Here is a 16,266-nt window from a genome sequence, read left to right as displayed (position 1 = left end):
GGACCGGGACCGGGCGAAGGGCCGTCGTCGATCGGCGGCGGCCCTTCGCCCGGGGTGCGGCGGCGACGGAACAGGACGACGATGGATACGTAGAGGCCGCGACGCGATCACCATCCCTGAGGGGGCATGGAGATGTGTCATGCGCGTCCACAAGGTACGCCCCGACATCAGCGCCCTGAGCGACAGCCTGGAAGTACCGGGAATCGGACACATACCGGTCAACGCCTTCGTGCTGCACGCCTCCCAGCCCGTCGTCGTCGACACCGGCCTGGGGCTGCCCGACCGCAACTTCCTGGAGGCGCTCGCCGCCGTCCTCGATCCCGCCGATGTGCGCTGGATCTGGCTCACCCACCCGGACCGGGATCACACCGGCGGGATCTTCGATCTGCTGGAGGCGGCGCCCGAAGCGCGCGTCGTGACCACGTTCGCGGGCGCGGGGATCATGTCCTGTGAGCGCCCGCTGCCGCTCGACCGGTGCTATCTGCTCAACCCGGGGCAGACCCTGGACGTCGGCGACCGCACCCTCACGGGGTTCAGGCCGCCCCTCTTCGACAACCCGGCCACGGTCGGGTTCTTCGACGACAAGTCGGGCGCCTGCTTCAGCTCCGACTGCTTCGGAGGGCCGATGGCCACCGCCGACCTGGCGCGGGCGGACGACGTCCGCGAGGTCCCCGTGGAGGATCTGCGGGCCGCGCAACTGCTCTGGGCGACGGTCGACAGTCCTTGGGTGCAGGTCGTGGACCCCGTGAAGTTCCTGGACAGCTTCCGGCCGCTGCGGGACGGTGCGCCCGAGATCGTCCTCTCCACGCATCTGCCACCGGCCCTGGGCATCACCGGGACGATGATGGACACACTGGGCTCGGCGACCGGGGCCTCACCGTTCGTGGGGCCCGACCAGGCGGCACTGGAGCAGATGCTGGCCGGCTTCGAGCCCGCCGACGGTCACCAGGTCGCGTGACGCCGACATGACGCCGAGGGCGTCCCGGACCGTCGCGGCCCGGGACGCCCTCGGCGACGTACGACAGCGCCCCTGTCGTCGGTGAACCGCTAGACGAACAGGCTCACCACGGCCGCCACCGCGAACCCGGCCAGGGACAGCACCGACTCGAGCACCGTCCACGTCTTCAGCGTGTCCCGCTCCGAGATGCCGAAGTACTTCGCCACCATCCAGAAGCCGCCGTCGTTGACGTGCGAGGCGAAGATCGAGCCCGCCGAGATCGCCATGATGACCAGGGCGACGAACGCCTGCGAGTGGTCTCCCTCGGCGAGGAGGGGGGCCACGATGCCCGCCGTCGTCACGATCGCCACCGTCGCCGAGCCCTGGGCGACGCGCAGGACCAGGGAGAGCAGGTAGGCGAGGACGATGATCGGCAGGCCGACGTCCTGGAAGGTGTCCGAGAGGGCCTTGGCCACGCCGCTCGCCTTGAGGACCGCGCCGAAGATGCCGCCCGCGCCGACCACCAGCAGGATGTTGCCGACCGGCTTCAGGGAGGAGGTCGAGACCGTCTCCAGGGACTTGCGCGACCAGCCGCGCCGGATGCCCAGGAGGTAGTACGCCATCAGCAGGGCGATCGTCAGGGCGACGAAGGGGCTGCCGAAGAACTCGATCACCGAGCGGAGGGTCGAGGGGTCGAAGGCGATCGACGAGAAGGTCGCGAGGAGGATCAGGAACAGCGGTGTTCCGATGATCGCGAACACGATGCCGAGCGGCACCGGCTTCTCGCGCGGCTCCACGCCCTCCCCCAAGCTCTCGGCTTCGCTCGAGCAGGGGGTACCCCCATCCCGCTGCTCGGCGACGACCGCCGCCTTCGCCTCGTCCGCGGCCTCGACCATGTCCTGCGGGACGGGCACGAAGATGCGCTTGCCGATCCAGGCCGAGTAGACCCAGGCGGCGATGACGGCGGGGATGCCGCAGACGATGCCCATCAGGATGACCCAGCCGAGGTCCACCTTGAGCAGACCGGCCGCGGCCACCGGGCCGGGGTGCGGGGGCAGGAACGCGTGGGTCATGGACAGACCCGCGAGCAGGGGCAGGCAGTAGAGCAGGATCGACTTGCCGCTGCGCTTGGCGGCGGCGTACACGATCGGCGCGAGGACGAAGATGCCGACGTCGAAGAAGACCGGGATGCCGAATATGAGGCCCGTCAGGCCCATCGCGAGGGGGGCGCGCTTCTCGCCGAAGAGGCCGAGGAGGCGGGAGGCGAGGACCTCTGCCCCGCCCGAGACCTCGAGTATCGCGCCGAGCATCGTGCCGAGGCCGATGATGATCGCCACATGGCCGAGGATGCCGCCCATGCCGGACTCGATGACGGATATCGCGTCGGACTTCTGGACCGTGCCGAAGAGTTCGGTGACGGAGAGGCCGGCCGAGAGGCCGACGACTATGGAGACCGCGAGCAGCGCGACGAAGGGCTGCAGCCTGATCTTGATGATCAGGAAGAGGAGAAGCACGATGCCGAGCGCGGCGACGGTGAGGAGACCGGCCGTGCCGTCGATCAGGGTGAGGATGCCGCCGGTGTGCGGTGGTTCCTCGGCGGGGGCGGCGGCCGCGAGCGCGGCGAAGGGGGACGGGGACATCTTTGACCTCGTAAGTGCATGGGGCTTTCGGGGCAGGGGGGATCACGGCGCGGCGCCCGAAGGGGGGAGTTGGGCACCGCGCCGTGACGACTAGCGGCTTGCGGAGGGTGGATCAGGGGACGGGCTGCGTCAGCTCAGGACGGCGAGCGCGTCGATCTCGATGAGCAGACCCTTGGGCAGGCCCACGTAGACCGTGGTGCGGGCCGACGCGGGGGCCTTGAGGCCCTGCTCCTCGAAGTACGCGTTGTAGATCTCGTTCATCTCGGCGAAGTGGTCCACGTCCGTGAGGTAGACGCGCATCATCATCACGTCGTCCCAGGTCGCGCCGCCCTCTTCGAGGATCGCCTTGACGTTGGCGAACGTCTGGAGGGTCTGCTCGCGCAGGGTCGGGCCCGCGGGGGTGGGGGCCTTGCCCTCCTCGGCGGGCAGGAAGCCGACCTGACCGGCGACCTGAAGGATGTTGCCCTTCTTCACGCCGTGGGAGAACTTCGCGGGCGGGGTGGTGTGGGTGGCCGGGGTGAGCGCGGTCTTCTCGGTCATGGTCGTTCAGGCTTCCTTGAGGGGTGACTTGCCGGAGTACTCCCGGCTGATGGCATCCGCCGTACGGCGCACCAGCGGGAGCAGCGTGAGGAGTTCGTCGGCGGTGACGACGACATTCGGCGCGGAGACCGACATGGCGGCGACGACCCGGCCGTCCGCACCGCGGATGGGGGCCCCGATGCAGTTGATGGACTCCTCGTGGCCACCGAGGTCGGTGGCCCATCCCTGTTCGCGCACGGCGCTGAGTTCCTTGAGGAACGCGGCGGCGTTGGGCGTCGAACGGGACGTGTAGGTGGGGTAGTCGAGCTTCTCCGCGATGGCGCGGCGCTCGGCCTCGGGAAAGTCGGAGATCAGCAGCTTGGCCACGGCCGCGACGGTGATCGCGACGGGCTTCCCGATGCGCGAGTACATCCGCACCGGGTAGCGGCTCTCGACCTTGTCGATGTAGAGGACTTCCTGCTCCTCGTAGACCGCGAGGTGGACCGTGTGGCCGCACTTCTCGTTCAGGGCGAGGAGGTGGGGGTGCGCGATCTCGCGTACGTCGAGGTTCTCGACGGCTTCCTGGGCGAGCGCGAAGAGGCGGGCGCCCAGGCGGTAGCGCTGGTCGGACTGGCGGTAGACCAGGCCGTGTTCGTGCAGCGTGCGCAGGAGTCGCAGGGCGGTGGACTTGTGCACTTCGAGACGCTCGGCGACCTGGCCGAGGTCGGCGGGGCCTTCGGCGAGCAGCGGCAGGATGGACAGGGCGCGGTCGACGGTCTGGCTCATGTACGTGCCTCCTCCTTGGCCTCAGTGTTCACGGGGACGCCGTCCGTCCAACCCGGGCCGAGACGAAGTGTCCCCCAGGCCTCTGCGTCCAGTGCGGCAAGACGATCGGTGTGCTCCCTCGCGGGCGGCGTCGCGAGGTCGCCGGGCACGGTGAGCGCGGCGGCGGCCATGAGGTGCCCGTGGCGCAGGCGCTGGTCGGCGGTCAGTCCGCGCAGGGTGGCGGAGAGGAACCCGGCGGCGAAGGCGTCGCCCGCGCCCACGGGGGCGACGACGTCGACCTTGAGCGCCGCCTGGAAGACCGCGGGCTCGCCCTCGGTGTAGACGGTGGCGCCGCCGCTGCCCTGCTTGACGACCAGGGTCGCGGGCTCGGGGAGCGCGGCGCGGATGGCGTCGGGGCCGCCGGTGACGCCCCAGGCGTCGGCGGCCTCGTCCTCGCCGACGAAGACGAGGTCGGCGCCGCGTGCGAGGTCGAGGAGGACGCGGGGGCTCTCGCTCGCCGCGCCGCTCCACAGACCGGGGCGGTAGTTGACGTCGAAGGACACCAGGGGGCGGCCGGGGCGGGGTGCGGTCAGCTCGCGCAGGAGGGCGAGGCAGTCCGCGGAGAGGGCGGCGGTGATGCCGGAGAGGTGCAGGATGCGTCCTGCGTCGAGGGCCTCGCGGTCCACGCTGCGGGGCGCCATCGCGGAGGCCGCCGAGCCCGCGCGGTAGTAGAGGACCTCGTGGGCGTCGGTGTCGCGGTCGTCGGCGGTGCGGAAGTAGATGCCGGTGGGGCGGTGCGGGTCGCGGCCGACGCAGCGGGTGTCCACGCCGTAGCGGGCGATGGCCTCGACGAGGTGGTCGCCGAAGCCGTCGGCGCCGACGCGGCTGACCCAGCGGGTGCGGTGCCCGGCCGCGGCGAGGGCGCAGGCGACGTTCGACTCGGCGCCGCCGATTCCGCGATCGAAGGAGGGGACGTCGGCGAGGCGGCCCGCGCGGGAGGGCAGGAACGTGACCATGGACTCGCCGAGTGCCACGACGTCCACTGCTGCCTGCGCGGCCTCTGCGGCGTTTGCGGCCTCTGCGGTCACGATCTTTCCTGCCCCTCAACCGACTGTCCGGATCCGTTGACCCGGCGTTGGCTCGGATGTTAGACAGCAGTAAGCGACATACGCAATGACCGTTGCACATCATGCAACGCACCTTTTCGAGGAGGCGCCATGGCCGCCGACAACGCCGCAGACCACTCCGCCGGGCGTGCCGCCCGGGAGCTCGCACGGCTCAGCGAGGAGCGGGTGGACCACCGCTTCAAGGGCCTGCCCCCGGACGCGGAGGGACTGACGGTCGGCGAGCTCGCGGCCCAGCGCCGCAACCTCTTCACGGACGGTTTCACCACCCCCGTCCTCGCCCTCTCCGCCGAGCGCCTGGAGCACAACCTCGCGCTGATGGAGACATACTCCGAGCGGCACGGCCTCGCCTTCGCCCCGCACGGCAAGACGTCCATGGCTCCGCAGCTCTTCGCGCGGCAGACCGAGCGCGGCGCGTGGGGCATCACGCTGGCCGTGCCGCATCAGGTGCGGGTGGCGCGTGCCTTCGGGGTGGAGCGGATCTTCCTCGCCAATGAGCTGGTGGACGCTTCGGCGCTGCGCTGGATCGCGGGCGAACTGGACGCCGATCCCTCCTTCCGCTTCATCTGCTACGTCGACTCCGTGCCCGGCGTCGCCCTGATGGACGCTGCTCTGCGCGAGGCGAACGCGACGCGTCCGGTCGACGTCGTGGTGGAGCTCGGCGCGGGCGACGGTGCGCGCACCGGTGTGCGCACCGAAGCCGAGTGCGTGGAGATCGCCAACGCGGTCGCGGCGGCGGACACGCTGCGCCTGGTGGGCGTCGCGGGCTACGAGGGCGAGGTGCCGGACGCGACGCCCGAGCGCGTGCGCGCCTGGCTGGAGCGGCTCACCGCGCTCGCGGTCGACTTCGACAAGGCGAACCGGTTCGCGGACCTGGACGAGGTCGTCGTCAGCGCCGGTGGCAGCGCGTGGTTCGACGCCGTGGCGGACGTCTTCGCCCAGATCCCCGAACTGTCGGTGCCTGTCCTGAAGTTGCTGCGTTCGGGCGCGTACGTCTCTCATGACGACGGCCACTACCGTCACCTGACCCCCTTCAACCGCGTCCCGGACGAGGGCGCGCTGCACCCGGCGTTCCGGCTCTGGGCGCAGGTGGTGTCCCGGCCCACGCCGGAGCAGGCGTTCACGAACGCGGGGAAGCGGGACGCGGCGTACGACATCGACCTGCCCGAGGCGCAGGTCGTCCACCGGGGCGGGGTGGACCGGCCCGCGACGGGTGTCACGGTGACGGGCCTCTCCGACCAGCACGGGTGGGTCCGTACGACCCCGGAGGCGGATCTCGCCGTGGGCGACTGGGTGGGCATGGGGCTCTCGCACCCGTGCACTTCCTTCGACAAGTGGCAGTTGATCCCCCTGGTCGAGGCGGACGGCACGGTCACGGATTACATCCGCACCTATTTCTGACCCCTGGGTCTTGGGCGGCTCCCCGGTCACCCCGCGGTGCCGGGTGGCCGACCAAGCAGAACCGCCGCTCCGCGGCGGATGTCTCCCACCCACCCACCCGATTACCCCGCAGACGCCGACGGCGGGTGGGAACAACAACCCGGCCGGAGGCCGGGTGCACCACGCACAGCCCGCAGCCAAGCAAAGAGAGAGGCACCCCGTGGACCTCGTCATCCGAGACGCCCGCGTCATCGACGGCACCGGAGGTGCCTCCTACCGAGCCGACGTCGGCGTACACGAGGGCAGGATCACCGAGATCCGCAGGGAGGGCGAAGGCCCCCGGCTCACCGGGGCCAAGACCCTGGACGCCCAAGGCCTGGCGCTAGCGCCCGGTTTCATCGACATGCACGCCCACAGCGACCTCGCCCTCCTCCGCGACCCGGACCACAGCGCGAAGGCCGCCCAGGGCGTGACCCTGGAGGTCATCGGCCAGGACGGGCTGAGCTACGCCCCGGTCGACGACCGCACCCTCGCCCAGGTCCGCCAGGCCATCACCGGCTGGAACGGCGACGGCGGCGACATCGACTTCGACTGGCGCACGGTCGGCGAGTACCTGGACCGCCTCGACCGCTCGCACGGCGGCCGCGGCATCGCCGTGAACGCGGCCTACCTCATCCCCCAGGGCACCGTCCGCATGTACGCGGTCGGCTGGGACGACCGCCCGGCCACCCCCGCCGAGGTCGAGCGGATGAAACAGCTCGTCGCCGAAGGGATGGCGGAAGGCGCCGTCGGCATGTCGTCGGGCCTCACCTACACCCCCGGCATGTACGCCGACGACTCCGAACTCACCGAGCTCTGCAAGGTGGTGGCCCGGTTCAACGGCTACTACTGCCCCCACCACCGCAGTTACGGCGCCGGCGCCCTCCAGGCGTACGAGGAGATGGTCGACCTCACGCGCACCGCGAACTGTCCGCTCCACCTCGCGCACGCCACCATGAACTTCGGCGTGAACAAGGGCAAGGCCCCCGACCTCCTCGCCCTCCTGGACGCCGCGCTCGCGGGCGGCGCCGACATCACCCTCGACACGTACCCCTACACCCCCGGCTGCACGACCCTCGTCGCCATGCTGCCGAGCTGGGCGAGCGAGGGCGGGCCCGACTCGATCCTGGCCCGGCTCCAGGACGACGAGACCGCCGAGAAGATCCGCCACCACATGGAGGTCATCGGCGCCGACGGCTGTCACGGCGTACCGATCGAGTGGGACAAGATCGAGATCTCGGGTGTGAGCGACCCCGGTCTTGCCTCCTGCGTGGGCAAGACCGTCGCCCAGTCCGCCGCCCAGCGCGGCGAGGAGCCCTGGGTCACCGCACGCCGCCTGCTCATCAACGACAAGCTGGGCTCGACGATCCTCCAGCACGTCGGCCACGAGGAGAACGTCCAGGCGATCATGCGCCACCCCGTGCACACGGGCGGCAGCGACGGCATCCTCCAGGGCTTCAAGCCGCACCCGCGCGCGTACGGCACGTTCCCGCAGTACCTCGGCCGCTACGTGCGCGAACTCGGCGTCCTCACCCTCGAAGAGTGCGTCGCCCACCTCACGTCGCGCCCGGCGGCCCGCCTGCGCCTCCCCGACCGGGGGATCGTCCGCGAGGGCTACCGCGCCGACCTGGTCCTCTTCGACCCGGAGACGGTCGCGGCGGGCTCCACCTTCGACGCTCCCCGCACCCTGCCGACGGGCATCCCGCACGTCCTGATCGACGGCAGGTTCGTGATGGAGGACGGGCGACGCACGGACGTCCTCGCGGGACGGTCCGTGCGCCGGACTCCGTAGGTCCCGCCGCTACTTCCTCACTTCTTCTTGCCCTTGATGTCGATGTGGGCGTTGAACTTCGCCCCCACGATGGTCACGAACACGTTGCCCTGCCGTCCGCGCGTGGCCAGGGTGTCCCCGACCTGTCCCTTGCCGAGAGCCTCCTTGTCCTGGATGGCGGACGACGTGAACTTCGTGAACTGGTCGTAGCCGCGGTCAGCGATCTCGGCGGCGTCCGACCATTCCTCGCGGAAGGCCGCGTAGTCGTCCTCCGTCATGCCCGAACCGAAGGTGAAGTTCGGGTGGTTGGCCTGCTCGTAGTGGTGCCTGCACAGTTCGAGGAGCTCCCCGGCGGTCGTCTTCGCCCCGATCGCCTTCACCAGGGAGTTGCCCTGGGCCTGGATCGCCGCCGTGCGTTCCGCCACCCGCGCCGCGCGCCGCTGGTCGTTCACGTCGTCCTCGATGGTCTTCTTGGCCGCTGCCAGACCGTTGTTCTTGTCCTCGTCCCACGCGACGCGAACAGAGGCGTCCCGCTTGCGCTGCGGGATCACTCCCCAGGGCAGGCCGAGCGACTCGCTGTAGGCGGTCAGCAGCTCGATCGCTTCCGCCTCGTCGTCCGCGTACTCCACGTGATTCAGGAACCTCGTCATGGTGTCCCCCTCGTCCCTGCCGGTCCGTCCGGCGGGAGTGCCGCGGGCAACGTCTCACCGGAGCGGGCCGCCGTCACCGGGTGGCGGCCCGTCCGTTTCCGCCCTCGCTCGTACAACCCTTCGACTCCTTGGATTGTCTTTGGCACCGTCCAGCACGGCTCCAAGGAGAGAACCTTCATGCCCCTTCCCTTCCGCACCGTTGTCGCCGCCGCGGCCGTCACCGCGCTGACCGGCGGTCTGTTCGTCGTTGGTCCGGTGGCGTCCGCCTCCGCCGCTCCTGCCAAGCTCGCCGACGACTTCAATGGCGACGGGCACCGGGACATCGCGGTCGGCGCGCCGTACAAGACCGTCGGCGGGGCGGAAGCCGCGGGTGAGGTGGTCGTGGCCTTCGGGACGGCCGGCGGTCTGGCCACCACCGGCAAGGCCTCTCTCACCCAGAGTTCCGCGGGAGTGCCGGGCACGCCGGAAGACAGTGACCATTTCGGAAGCTCGATCGCCAGCGGCGACCTGGACGGTGATGGATACGCGGACCTCGTCGTGGGCGCCGACGGTGAGGACGTGGGGGCCTATGAGGGCCAGGGCAGCGTCACCATCCTGTGGGGCGGCACCAAGCCGTTCACCACCAGCACCACCACCACTGTGGAGAATCCGGAGCAGTGGCAGGCCCACGGCTGGGACGTCGCGGTGGGGGACTTCACCGGCGACAGCGGCGCGGACCTCGCGGTGATCGAGCCGGGCGCGGTCGTCGTGTACAAGGGCGGCCTCGCCCGGGACAGCAACCCGGTCCCTGCGTACACCCTGTCGGCCTCCAGTGCGGGCCTGCGGTTCTCGGAGGCTGCCGTGGGCGACGTCAACGGGGACGGCAAGGACGACCTGGCGGTGACCGGCGATGCCGGTACCGAACGTCCGGGCACCGCCGTCTTCACGGGCCAGGAGGGCAGTCCGAACCGCATTCAGCGCGTGGACGACGGCAACACCGCCGTCGCGCTCGGTGACATCAACGGTGACGGCTTCGACGACATGGCCACGTCCCTGACCTGGCCCGACTTCTTCTCCGTCGAAGACCCCAGCAACGGCTCCGGCTACGTCACCGTCCGCTACGGCAGCCAAACGGGCTTCGGCGACCCGGTGACCCTGCACCAGAACAGCACGGGTGTGCCCGGCGCCAACGAGGACGGCGACAACTGGGGAGCCTCGGTGGCGATCGGTGACGTCACCGGCGACGGCAAGGCCGAACTGGTGGTCGGTGCCAACGGCGAACAGCTCGGCGACCTGGACAACGCGGGCGACGTGACCGTCTTCCGCGGCTCCGCCGCCGGTGTCTCGCAGTCCGGGGTCGTGCGCATCTCCCAGGACACCGCCGGAGTTCCGGGCGCCGCCGAGACCGGGGACCTCTTCGGCGCACAGGTCCGGATCGCCGACTACGACAAGAACGGCAAGGGCGACCTGGCCGTGACAGCCTCCTTCGAGAACGACCGCAGCGGTGGCCTGTGGACCCTGCCGGGCTCGTCGTCCGGCCTCACCGGTTCCGGTTCCAAGTCCCTCAGCTCGGCCGAGTTCGGCCTCGCGAGCGGCTCGCGGTTCGGTGAGACCCTCCAGGACTGACGACGGACGGCCCCCGTCCCCGTAGGTGACGGGGACGGGGGCCACGTGCGCCGGGAGGGGCGAACCCGCTACCTCTGGGCAGCGGCCGGTCGCGGCAGCTTGCAGCCCTTCCGGCCGAGGTCGATCTTGCTGTCGTGTCCGACGCAGGGCACGATCCCGTACGTCTGCTGTGCGTAGTTGATGCCCTTGCGGACCGTCACGTTGCCGTGCCGGTCGACCTCACACGGGTTGTCGAGGGTGCAGCGCTCGCCCGCCTCGTTCCCCGTGTTGTTGACGGCGGTGACCTTGCCGGTCTTGTGGTCGATCACCGGCGAGCCCGAAGTGCCGCCGATGGTCTGGCACTCGGGGGTGTAGCGGACCGAGTCCTTCCAGGTCCACTCGCCCTCCTTGAGGCGGTAGGCGAACCCGTCGATCTTGCAGGTGTACGTCTCTTTCCAGTACCCGGAGACGACCGTGATGGCCCGCTTCTTGACCGGGTGGGCGTCCTCGATCTCCAGCGCCTTGATGCCGTACTTCTTCTTGATGTCGCCGTAGCTGGTGGTGAGTTGGTACAGCGAGATGTCGGTGTCGGTCATCGTCGCGTACGAGATCTTGCTCGCCTTGAGTGTCGCCTTCTCCGCTCCCGTCGCGTCCAGGAGCTTGAAGGTGCGGGTGGACGGCTGGTCGACGATCACCTCGCCCGCCGCCGGGAATCCGCTCTCCAGGCAGTGGCCGTTGGAGAGGACGAGCGCGGGGTCGTCCGCCTTCGACTGAGGCATGCGGACGACGGAGCCCGAACAGTTGCTGAGCGCGACGGTCCCGGCGAAGTCGACGCCCTTCCCGGCGGCCTCCCCCGCCGCCGTCGACGGTGCGCTGTCCGGAGCCGCGACCGAAGGCGCGGAGCCGAACCCTACGAGGGTGAGGGCGAGTAACCCGCCCGCGAGAGCCTTCTTCATCTGTGGAGCCCCCCTTGCAGCTGTGCCCTGTGTGGTTGTCATGGGCATTCTTCGGGGGCCCACGAATAAGGGACAAGGGGCGAGAACTCTTGCATTTCGGCGCGTGCGCAGGGGCGGGTACCGCACGAAAACGGCGGGACCGGCCCGTGAAGGGCCGGCCCCGCCGTGGCCCGAAGCCTTACGGCTTGGGGAGCTCGCAGCCCTCGCGGCTCAGGTCGATCTTGTTGCCGGGCGCCACGCACGGCACGATGCCGTACGTCTGCTGGGCGTAGTTGATGCCCTTGCGGACCGTCACCTTGCCGTTCTCGTCGACCTCGCACGGGTTGTTGTCCGTGCACTCCTCGCCGCTCTCGTTGCCGGTGTTGTTGACGGCGACGACCTTGCCGGTCGCGTCATCGATCACCGGCGAGCCCGAAGTGCCGCCGATGGTCTGGCAGTCGGGGGTGTAGCGGACCGAGTCCTTCCAGGTCCAGTTCCCCTCCTTGAGACGGTAGGCGAAGCCGTCGATGCTGCACTTGTACATCTTCTTCCAGTAGCCGGAGGCGACGGTGATCGCCTTGCCCTGCTCCGGGTGCGCCGCGTTCAGCTCAAGGGCCTTGATGCCGAACTCGCTCTCGATCTCGCTGTAGGTGCTGGTGAGTTCGTAGAGCGAGAGGTCCGTGTCGGTCATCGTCCCGTAGGCGATCTTGCTCGCCTTGACCGTGCCGGCGTCGCCGCCGCTAGAGTCAAGCAGGGTGAAGCTGCGCGACGACGGCTTGTCGAGGACGACCTCACCGGGCGCCGGGAACCCGGCCTCCAGGCAGTGGCCGTTGGACATCACGAGCGCCGGGTCGCCGGGCTGCGAGTCCGGTACGCGGACGACGGAGCCGGAACAGTTGCTCAGCGCCACGGTGCCCGCGAAGTCAACTGCCTTCGCCTTTGCGGGCCGTTCGTCACTGACGGCCGTCGCGGGCGCCGCCGTGGCTCCGAGGAGCAGGGCGGAGAAGCACGCGACGACGAGAGGCTTGTTCATGTGGGGGGTCCCCTCTGTTGACCATGTGACCGAAGTTGCTTCGGTTTTGTCATGCGCATTGTTGAGGTAGTCGGCCTCGAGGACAAGACCACATACGGACACGACTGACCGCTGACAGGACAGTCCGCAGTTCCACGCCCGGCTCCGCCACGCCGCACCGGAGGCCGTCACCCCCTACGTGGCGGAAAACACGAGGCGGCCCTCGTGACACGGCCGTAAGCTCGCGGACATGCAGGTCATCCAGTCGACGAAGCTCGCCAACGTCTGTTACGAGATCCGGGGCCCGGTGCTCGAGGAGGCGATGCGGCTGGAAGCGGCGGGCCACCGCATCCTCAAGCTCAACACCGGCAACCCCGCGTCCTTCGGGTTCGAGTGCCCGCCCGAGATCCTGGAGGACATCCTCCGCAACGTCGGCGACGCGCACGGCTACGGAGACGCGAAGGGCCTGCTCGCCGCCCGCCGCGCGGTGGTCATGCACAACCAGACCCTGGGCATCGAGACGGACGTCGAGCACGTCTTCATCGGCAACGGCGTCTCCGAGCTCATCGTCATGGCCATGCAGGGCCTGCTCGACGACGGCGACGAGGTCCTCGTACCGGCGCCGGACTATCCGCTGTGGACGGCCGCGGTCTCGCTCTCCGGCGGCACGGCCGTGCACTACCGCTGCGACGAGCAGGCGGACTGGATGCCGGACCTCGCCGACATCGAGCGCAAGGTGACCGACCGCACCAAGGCGCTCGTGATCATCAACCCGAACAATCCGACGGGCGCCGTGTACAGCGAGGACATGCTGCGCGGCCTCACCGACATCGCACGGCGCCACAATCTCCTGGTCTGCTCGGACGAGATCTACGACAAGATCCTCTACGACGACGCCGTCCACACCCCCACCGCCGCCATCGCCCCCGACCTGCTCACCCTCACCTTCAACGGCATGTCGAAGGCGTACCGGGTGGCCGGTTACCGCGTCGGCTGGGTGGCGATCTCCGGGCCGAAGGCGCACGCGTCCTCGTACATCGAGGGCCTGACGATCCTCGCGAACATGCGCCTGTGCGCGAACATGCCCGGCCAGCACGGCGTGGTCGCGGCGCTCAGCGGGCGGCAGACCATCAACGACCTCGTCCTGCCGGGCGGGCGTCTGGTGGAGCAGCGCGACACCGCGTACGACCTGCTCACGCAGATTCCCGGCGTGAGCTGCGTGAAGCCCAAGGGGTCGCTCTACCTCTTCCCGCGGCTCGACCCGAAGGTCTTCAAGATCAAGGACGACCGCCAGATGGTGCTCGACCTGCTCCGCGCCGAGAAGATCATGGTCGTCCACGGCACCGGCTTCAACTGGCCCGAGCCGGATCACTTCCGGGTGGTCACGCTGCCCACGACGACGGATCTGACCGAGGCCGTCACCCGGATCGGGAACTTCCTGGACGGCTACAGCCAGACCTAGCCCCCGGGATCAACCCCGGCTCAACTTTAGACTGAATCTAATGTAGGATGGCTTTCAAGCTACCCGCCAGGAGGCCATCCCATGTACGAGCCGATCCGCACCAAGTCGGTCCATGCCATGGCCGACCCGGGCGACTTCCCGCACCGCTCCCGCGAGGAGGAGCTGGACATCCAGCTCGCCGCGCATCTGGCCGCGCTCCTCGCCGTCACGGACGAGCTGCGCGCCCTCGCGCCCGCCGCCGACCTCGACGACGCCGCCGAGCAGCTGGCGTCCGAGGTGGCCCGGCTGCGCGGAGGTCTCACGCCCGTCCGCTCGGCCGTGGTGACCGCGATCCACGAACCGCACCTCACCGCCCTGCACCAGCGCGCCCACGCCCTCGCGGGCCGCGCCCTGGTGGTGGCGGCGTCCCGCGCCGACACCGCGGCGGCGATTCTCGCTGCGCGGCGCATGGACGCGCACGCTGGCGCGGCCCGGCTGGTTGGCGCCCACTGAGCTGCCGCTCAGGCTGCTTGCGCGGCCGCGGGTGCGCCGTGGCTGAGCGCGCAGTTCCCCGCGCCCCTTCGGGGGCCCACCAACGGCCCCGGTCCGGACGCCTCGAGGCATCCGGACCGGGAGCCATCTACCCGGCTAGCCGACCACCCGTACCGTCGCCTCGGCCGACGACGCCGTGTGCAGCGCGTCGCCCTCGTAGCTCACCGCGTAGACCGTCTTGCCCTTCTTGCTCGGCAGGTCCCTGATCCTGAACGTCCCGTCGGCCGCGACCGACGCCGCCGTCAGCTCACCCGTACTGCCCAGCCTGTCGGTCCGCGTCACCTTCAGGTCGATCCCGGACGGCAGCGCACGCCCCTGCCCGGTCAGCTTGCCGGTGATCTCGACGCCGCCCGCGCGGGTCGCCTCGGCGGGTGCCGTCAGCTCGATCGCCGTGGCCGCCTTCGCGACATCCACGGTGACCGTGACGTCCTCTGCGGGGCGGTGCGTGACATCGCCGAGGAAGCGCAGCGTGTACGTCGCCTCGCCCAGCCTGTCCGGCACGTCCAGGACGGTGAAGCTGCCGTCCGCCGCTACCTTGGCGTCGGCCACCTCCTGCGTGCCGTCGGCGTCCTTGCGGACCGCGGCGACCTTCACCGGCTCGGCGGGCGCGGGCCCGTCGAGCTCCAGCTTGCCGCGGATGCCGAGGGGCTCACCGACGACGGGCTTCGAGGGCGTGGTGCTCAGCGTGCCCGTGAAGCGGGAGTCGTACTGCGCGGCCGGCGGCTTGATGACGTGCAGCCAGTGCTGGGAGCCGCTTGCGGTCACGGCGAAGAGCCGCGAGCCGTCCTTGGCCCAGCCGAGCCCCTGCGGCACGACCCGCGCACCGTCGAGCTCGCTCTCGAAGGCGAACTCCAGCGGCGTGGCGCCGTCCGCCGGGTCCGCGGGCTGGATCAGCAGGTCGGGCGTGCTGCCGGAAGCGGCGGCGCCCCGCGCCACGTACTTCCCGTCGCCGCTGAACGCCACCGCCGACGCCTTGGCGCCCTCGGGCAGCGGCCGGTAGGCGGTCGGGGCGTCCGTCAGGTCACCGGCGTCGAGCAGCCGGGTGCCGTACGCGGCGTCCGCCACGGCGATCCGCTTGCCGTCGGCGCTCTGGGCGATGTCCTTCAGGTCGAGCGCGCCCTTGCCCTCGGCGTCCGCGAAGCGCCGCTGGGGGCCCCGCACCAGGGTCTCGCCGCTCGCGTCGAACGTGGTCAGGAAGGGGTTCTGGTCGGTTCCCGCGCCCGCCTGCCCCATCACGAGCCGGTCGGGCGCCTCGGGGCCCGCCTCCAGCTTCATCCGCCCCAGGGTGCTCCAGCCGGTGCCGACGGGGTAGGTGTCGCCGACCTTGTTGAGCGACGTGTTGTTCTCGGCCCTGTCGCAGTACGAATCGGTGTACGGCGTCTCCGTGAACCACGTCTTTCCGCCCGCCACGGCCACCTCGCGGCCGCAATTGACGTCGTACGACGTGAACTTGGCGCCGCTCCTGGTCTGCGTCGCCGTGTCGAAGGTCAGGATCCGGTCCGTCTGCGACACGTGCAGCGTCGCGCCGTCCGCGCTGAGCGCCATGCCGGAGACGGTCTTGTCGGTGGGGAGCGAACCCACCTTCTGGCCCTGGAAGTTGTAGACGTGGACCTGGCTCGACCCGCTGGCCTTGCTGCCGTCGGAGACGTAGACGCGCTCGTGCGCGGAGTCGACGACCATCGCACCGAACGAGGAGATCGGCAGCTTCGCCACCTCGTCCGACGGGGTCGCGGCGTACGCGGCGGGCGCGCCGACGGCGACGAGTCCCGCCGAGCCGAGCGCCGCGGCGAGGGCGATGCCCGTGACACGTCTTAACCGCTGAGAGTTCTTCAACTTGGCCCCCCACAGGCTCTGTTGACGGCCCGCGATGATCGACGGGCCGCCGTGTGGGGTCATTGAAACATGTGGGGGCCATGT

Annotated in this window: 14 protein-coding genes; 6 read left to right on the top strand and 8 right to left on the bottom strand. The window is 70.2% G+C overall.

Annotated features, from left to right (window positions below; all coding sequences use genetic code 11):
- Positions 1-139: 139 nt before the first annotated feature.
- Positions 140-958: an MBL fold metallo-hydrolase gene (locus ABZ833_RS34800; protein ID WP_361055404.1), complete on the top strand. Its 819-nt coding sequence runs from the start codon at positions 140-142 to the stop codon at positions 956-958.
- Between the two features lie 89 nt (positions 959-1,047).
- Here ABZ833_RS34800 and ABZ833_RS34795 read toward each other — a convergent pair whose 3' ends face one another.
- The 4 genes from ABZ833_RS34795 to ABZ833_RS34780 all read right to left on the bottom strand — a co-directional run bounded on the left by ABZ833_RS34795 (position 1,048) and on the right by ABZ833_RS34780 (position 4,949).
- Complete coding sequence (locus tag ABZ833_RS34795; RefSeq protein WP_361055401.1) at positions 1,048-2,577, bottom strand: gluconate:H+ symporter; 1,530 nt, start codon at positions 2,575-2,577, stop codon at positions 1,048-1,050.
- A gap of 129 nt (positions 2,578-2,706) precedes the next feature.
- Positions 2,707-3,117: a RidA family protein gene (locus ABZ833_RS34790; RefSeq protein WP_361055398.1), complete on the bottom strand. Its 411-nt coding sequence runs from the start codon at positions 3,115-3,117 to the stop codon at positions 2,707-2,709.
- Positions 3,118-3,123: 6 nt separating this feature from the next.
- Positions 3,124-3,882 carry an IclR family transcriptional regulator gene (locus tag ABZ833_RS34785; protein ID WP_361055395.1) on the bottom strand — a complete coding sequence of 253 codons (759 nt, stop codon included), beginning with the start codon at positions 3,880-3,882 and terminating at the stop codon, positions 3,124-3,126.
- Positions 3,879-4,949 (bottom strand): sugar kinase, encoded by a 1,071-nt coding sequence (locus ABZ833_RS34780; protein ID WP_361055392.1) that lies wholly within the window; start codon positions 4,947-4,949, stop codon positions 3,879-3,881. Before ABZ833_RS34780 ends, ABZ833_RS34785 begins: the two co-directional genes overlap by 4 nt.
- 129 nt (positions 4,950-5,078) lie before the next feature.
- Here ABZ833_RS34780 and ABZ833_RS34775 point away from each other — a divergent pair, with 129 nt between their 5' ends.
- Positions 5,079-6,386, top strand: coding sequence for an amino acid deaminase (locus ABZ833_RS34775; RefSeq protein WP_361055389.1), 1,308 nt, complete (start codon positions 5,079-5,081; stop codon positions 6,384-6,386).
- A 199-nt stretch (positions 6,387-6,585) separates the two neighbouring features.
- Complete coding sequence (locus ABZ833_RS34770; protein WP_361055386.1) at positions 6,586-8,196, top strand: D-aminoacylase; 1,611 nt, start codon at positions 6,586-6,588, stop codon at positions 8,194-8,196.
- A 17-nt stretch (positions 8,197-8,213) separates the two neighbouring features.
- Here the strand turns inward: ABZ833_RS34770 and ABZ833_RS34765 are convergent, their stop codons facing one another.
- Positions 8,214-8,825 carry a hypothetical protein gene (locus ABZ833_RS34765; protein ID WP_361055383.1) on the bottom strand — a complete coding sequence of 204 codons (612 nt, stop codon included), beginning with the start codon at positions 8,823-8,825 and terminating at the stop codon, positions 8,214-8,216.
- 177 nt (positions 8,826-9,002) lie between these two features.
- Here ABZ833_RS34765 and ABZ833_RS34760 point away from each other — a divergent pair, with 177 nt between their 5' ends.
- Positions 9,003-10,430, top strand: a complete 1,428-nt coding sequence (locus ABZ833_RS34760; RefSeq protein WP_361055380.1) for an FG-GAP-like repeat-containing protein — start codon at positions 9,003-9,005, stop codon at positions 10,428-10,430.
- A gap of 68 nt (positions 10,431-10,498) precedes the next feature.
- Here ABZ833_RS34760 and ABZ833_RS34755 read toward each other — a convergent pair whose 3' ends face one another.
- Together ABZ833_RS34755 and ABZ833_RS34750 are read right to left on the bottom strand one after the other, a co-directional pair.
- Positions 10,499-11,365, bottom strand: coding sequence for a trypsin-like peptidase domain-containing protein (locus ABZ833_RS34755; RefSeq protein ID WP_361055377.1), 867 nt, complete (start codon positions 11,363-11,365; stop codon positions 10,499-10,501).
- A gap of 178 nt (positions 11,366-11,543) precedes the next feature.
- Positions 11,544-12,377: a serine protease gene (locus ABZ833_RS34750; RefSeq protein ID WP_361055374.1), complete on the bottom strand. Its 834-nt coding sequence runs from the start codon at positions 12,375-12,377 to the stop codon at positions 11,544-11,546.
- Between the two features lie 229 nt (positions 12,378-12,606).
- On the opposite strand from ABZ833_RS34750, the gene ABZ833_RS34745 reads away from it, so the two are divergent.
- A complete protein-coding gene (locus ABZ833_RS34745; RefSeq protein ID WP_361055371.1) occupies positions 12,607-13,818 on the top strand; it encodes a pyridoxal phosphate-dependent aminotransferase in 1,212 nt (403 codons plus the stop codon).
- Between the two features lie 81 nt (positions 13,819-13,899).
- A complete protein-coding gene (locus ABZ833_RS34740; protein ID WP_361055368.1) occupies positions 13,900-14,310 on the top strand; it encodes a hypothetical protein in 411 nt (136 codons plus the stop codon).
- A 135-nt stretch (positions 14,311-14,445) separates the two neighbouring features.
- Here ABZ833_RS34740 and ABZ833_RS34735 read toward each other — a convergent pair whose 3' ends face one another.
- Positions 14,446-16,245: an Ig-like domain repeat protein gene (locus ABZ833_RS34735; RefSeq protein WP_361055365.1), complete on the bottom strand. Its 1,800-nt coding sequence runs from the start codon at positions 16,243-16,245 to the stop codon at positions 14,446-14,448.
- Positions 16,246-16,266: the final 21 nt, after the last annotated feature.

Source organism: Streptomyces sp. NPDC047525 (assembly GCF_040643025.1).
In the GTDB taxonomy this organism is placed as follows: Bacteria; Actinomycetota; Actinomycetes; order Streptomycetales; family Streptomycetaceae; genus Streptomyces; species Streptomyces durmitorensis.
The sequence above is the reverse complement of the archived record's forward strand: the minus strand, read 5'-3'. Positions and strand labels throughout refer to the sequence as shown.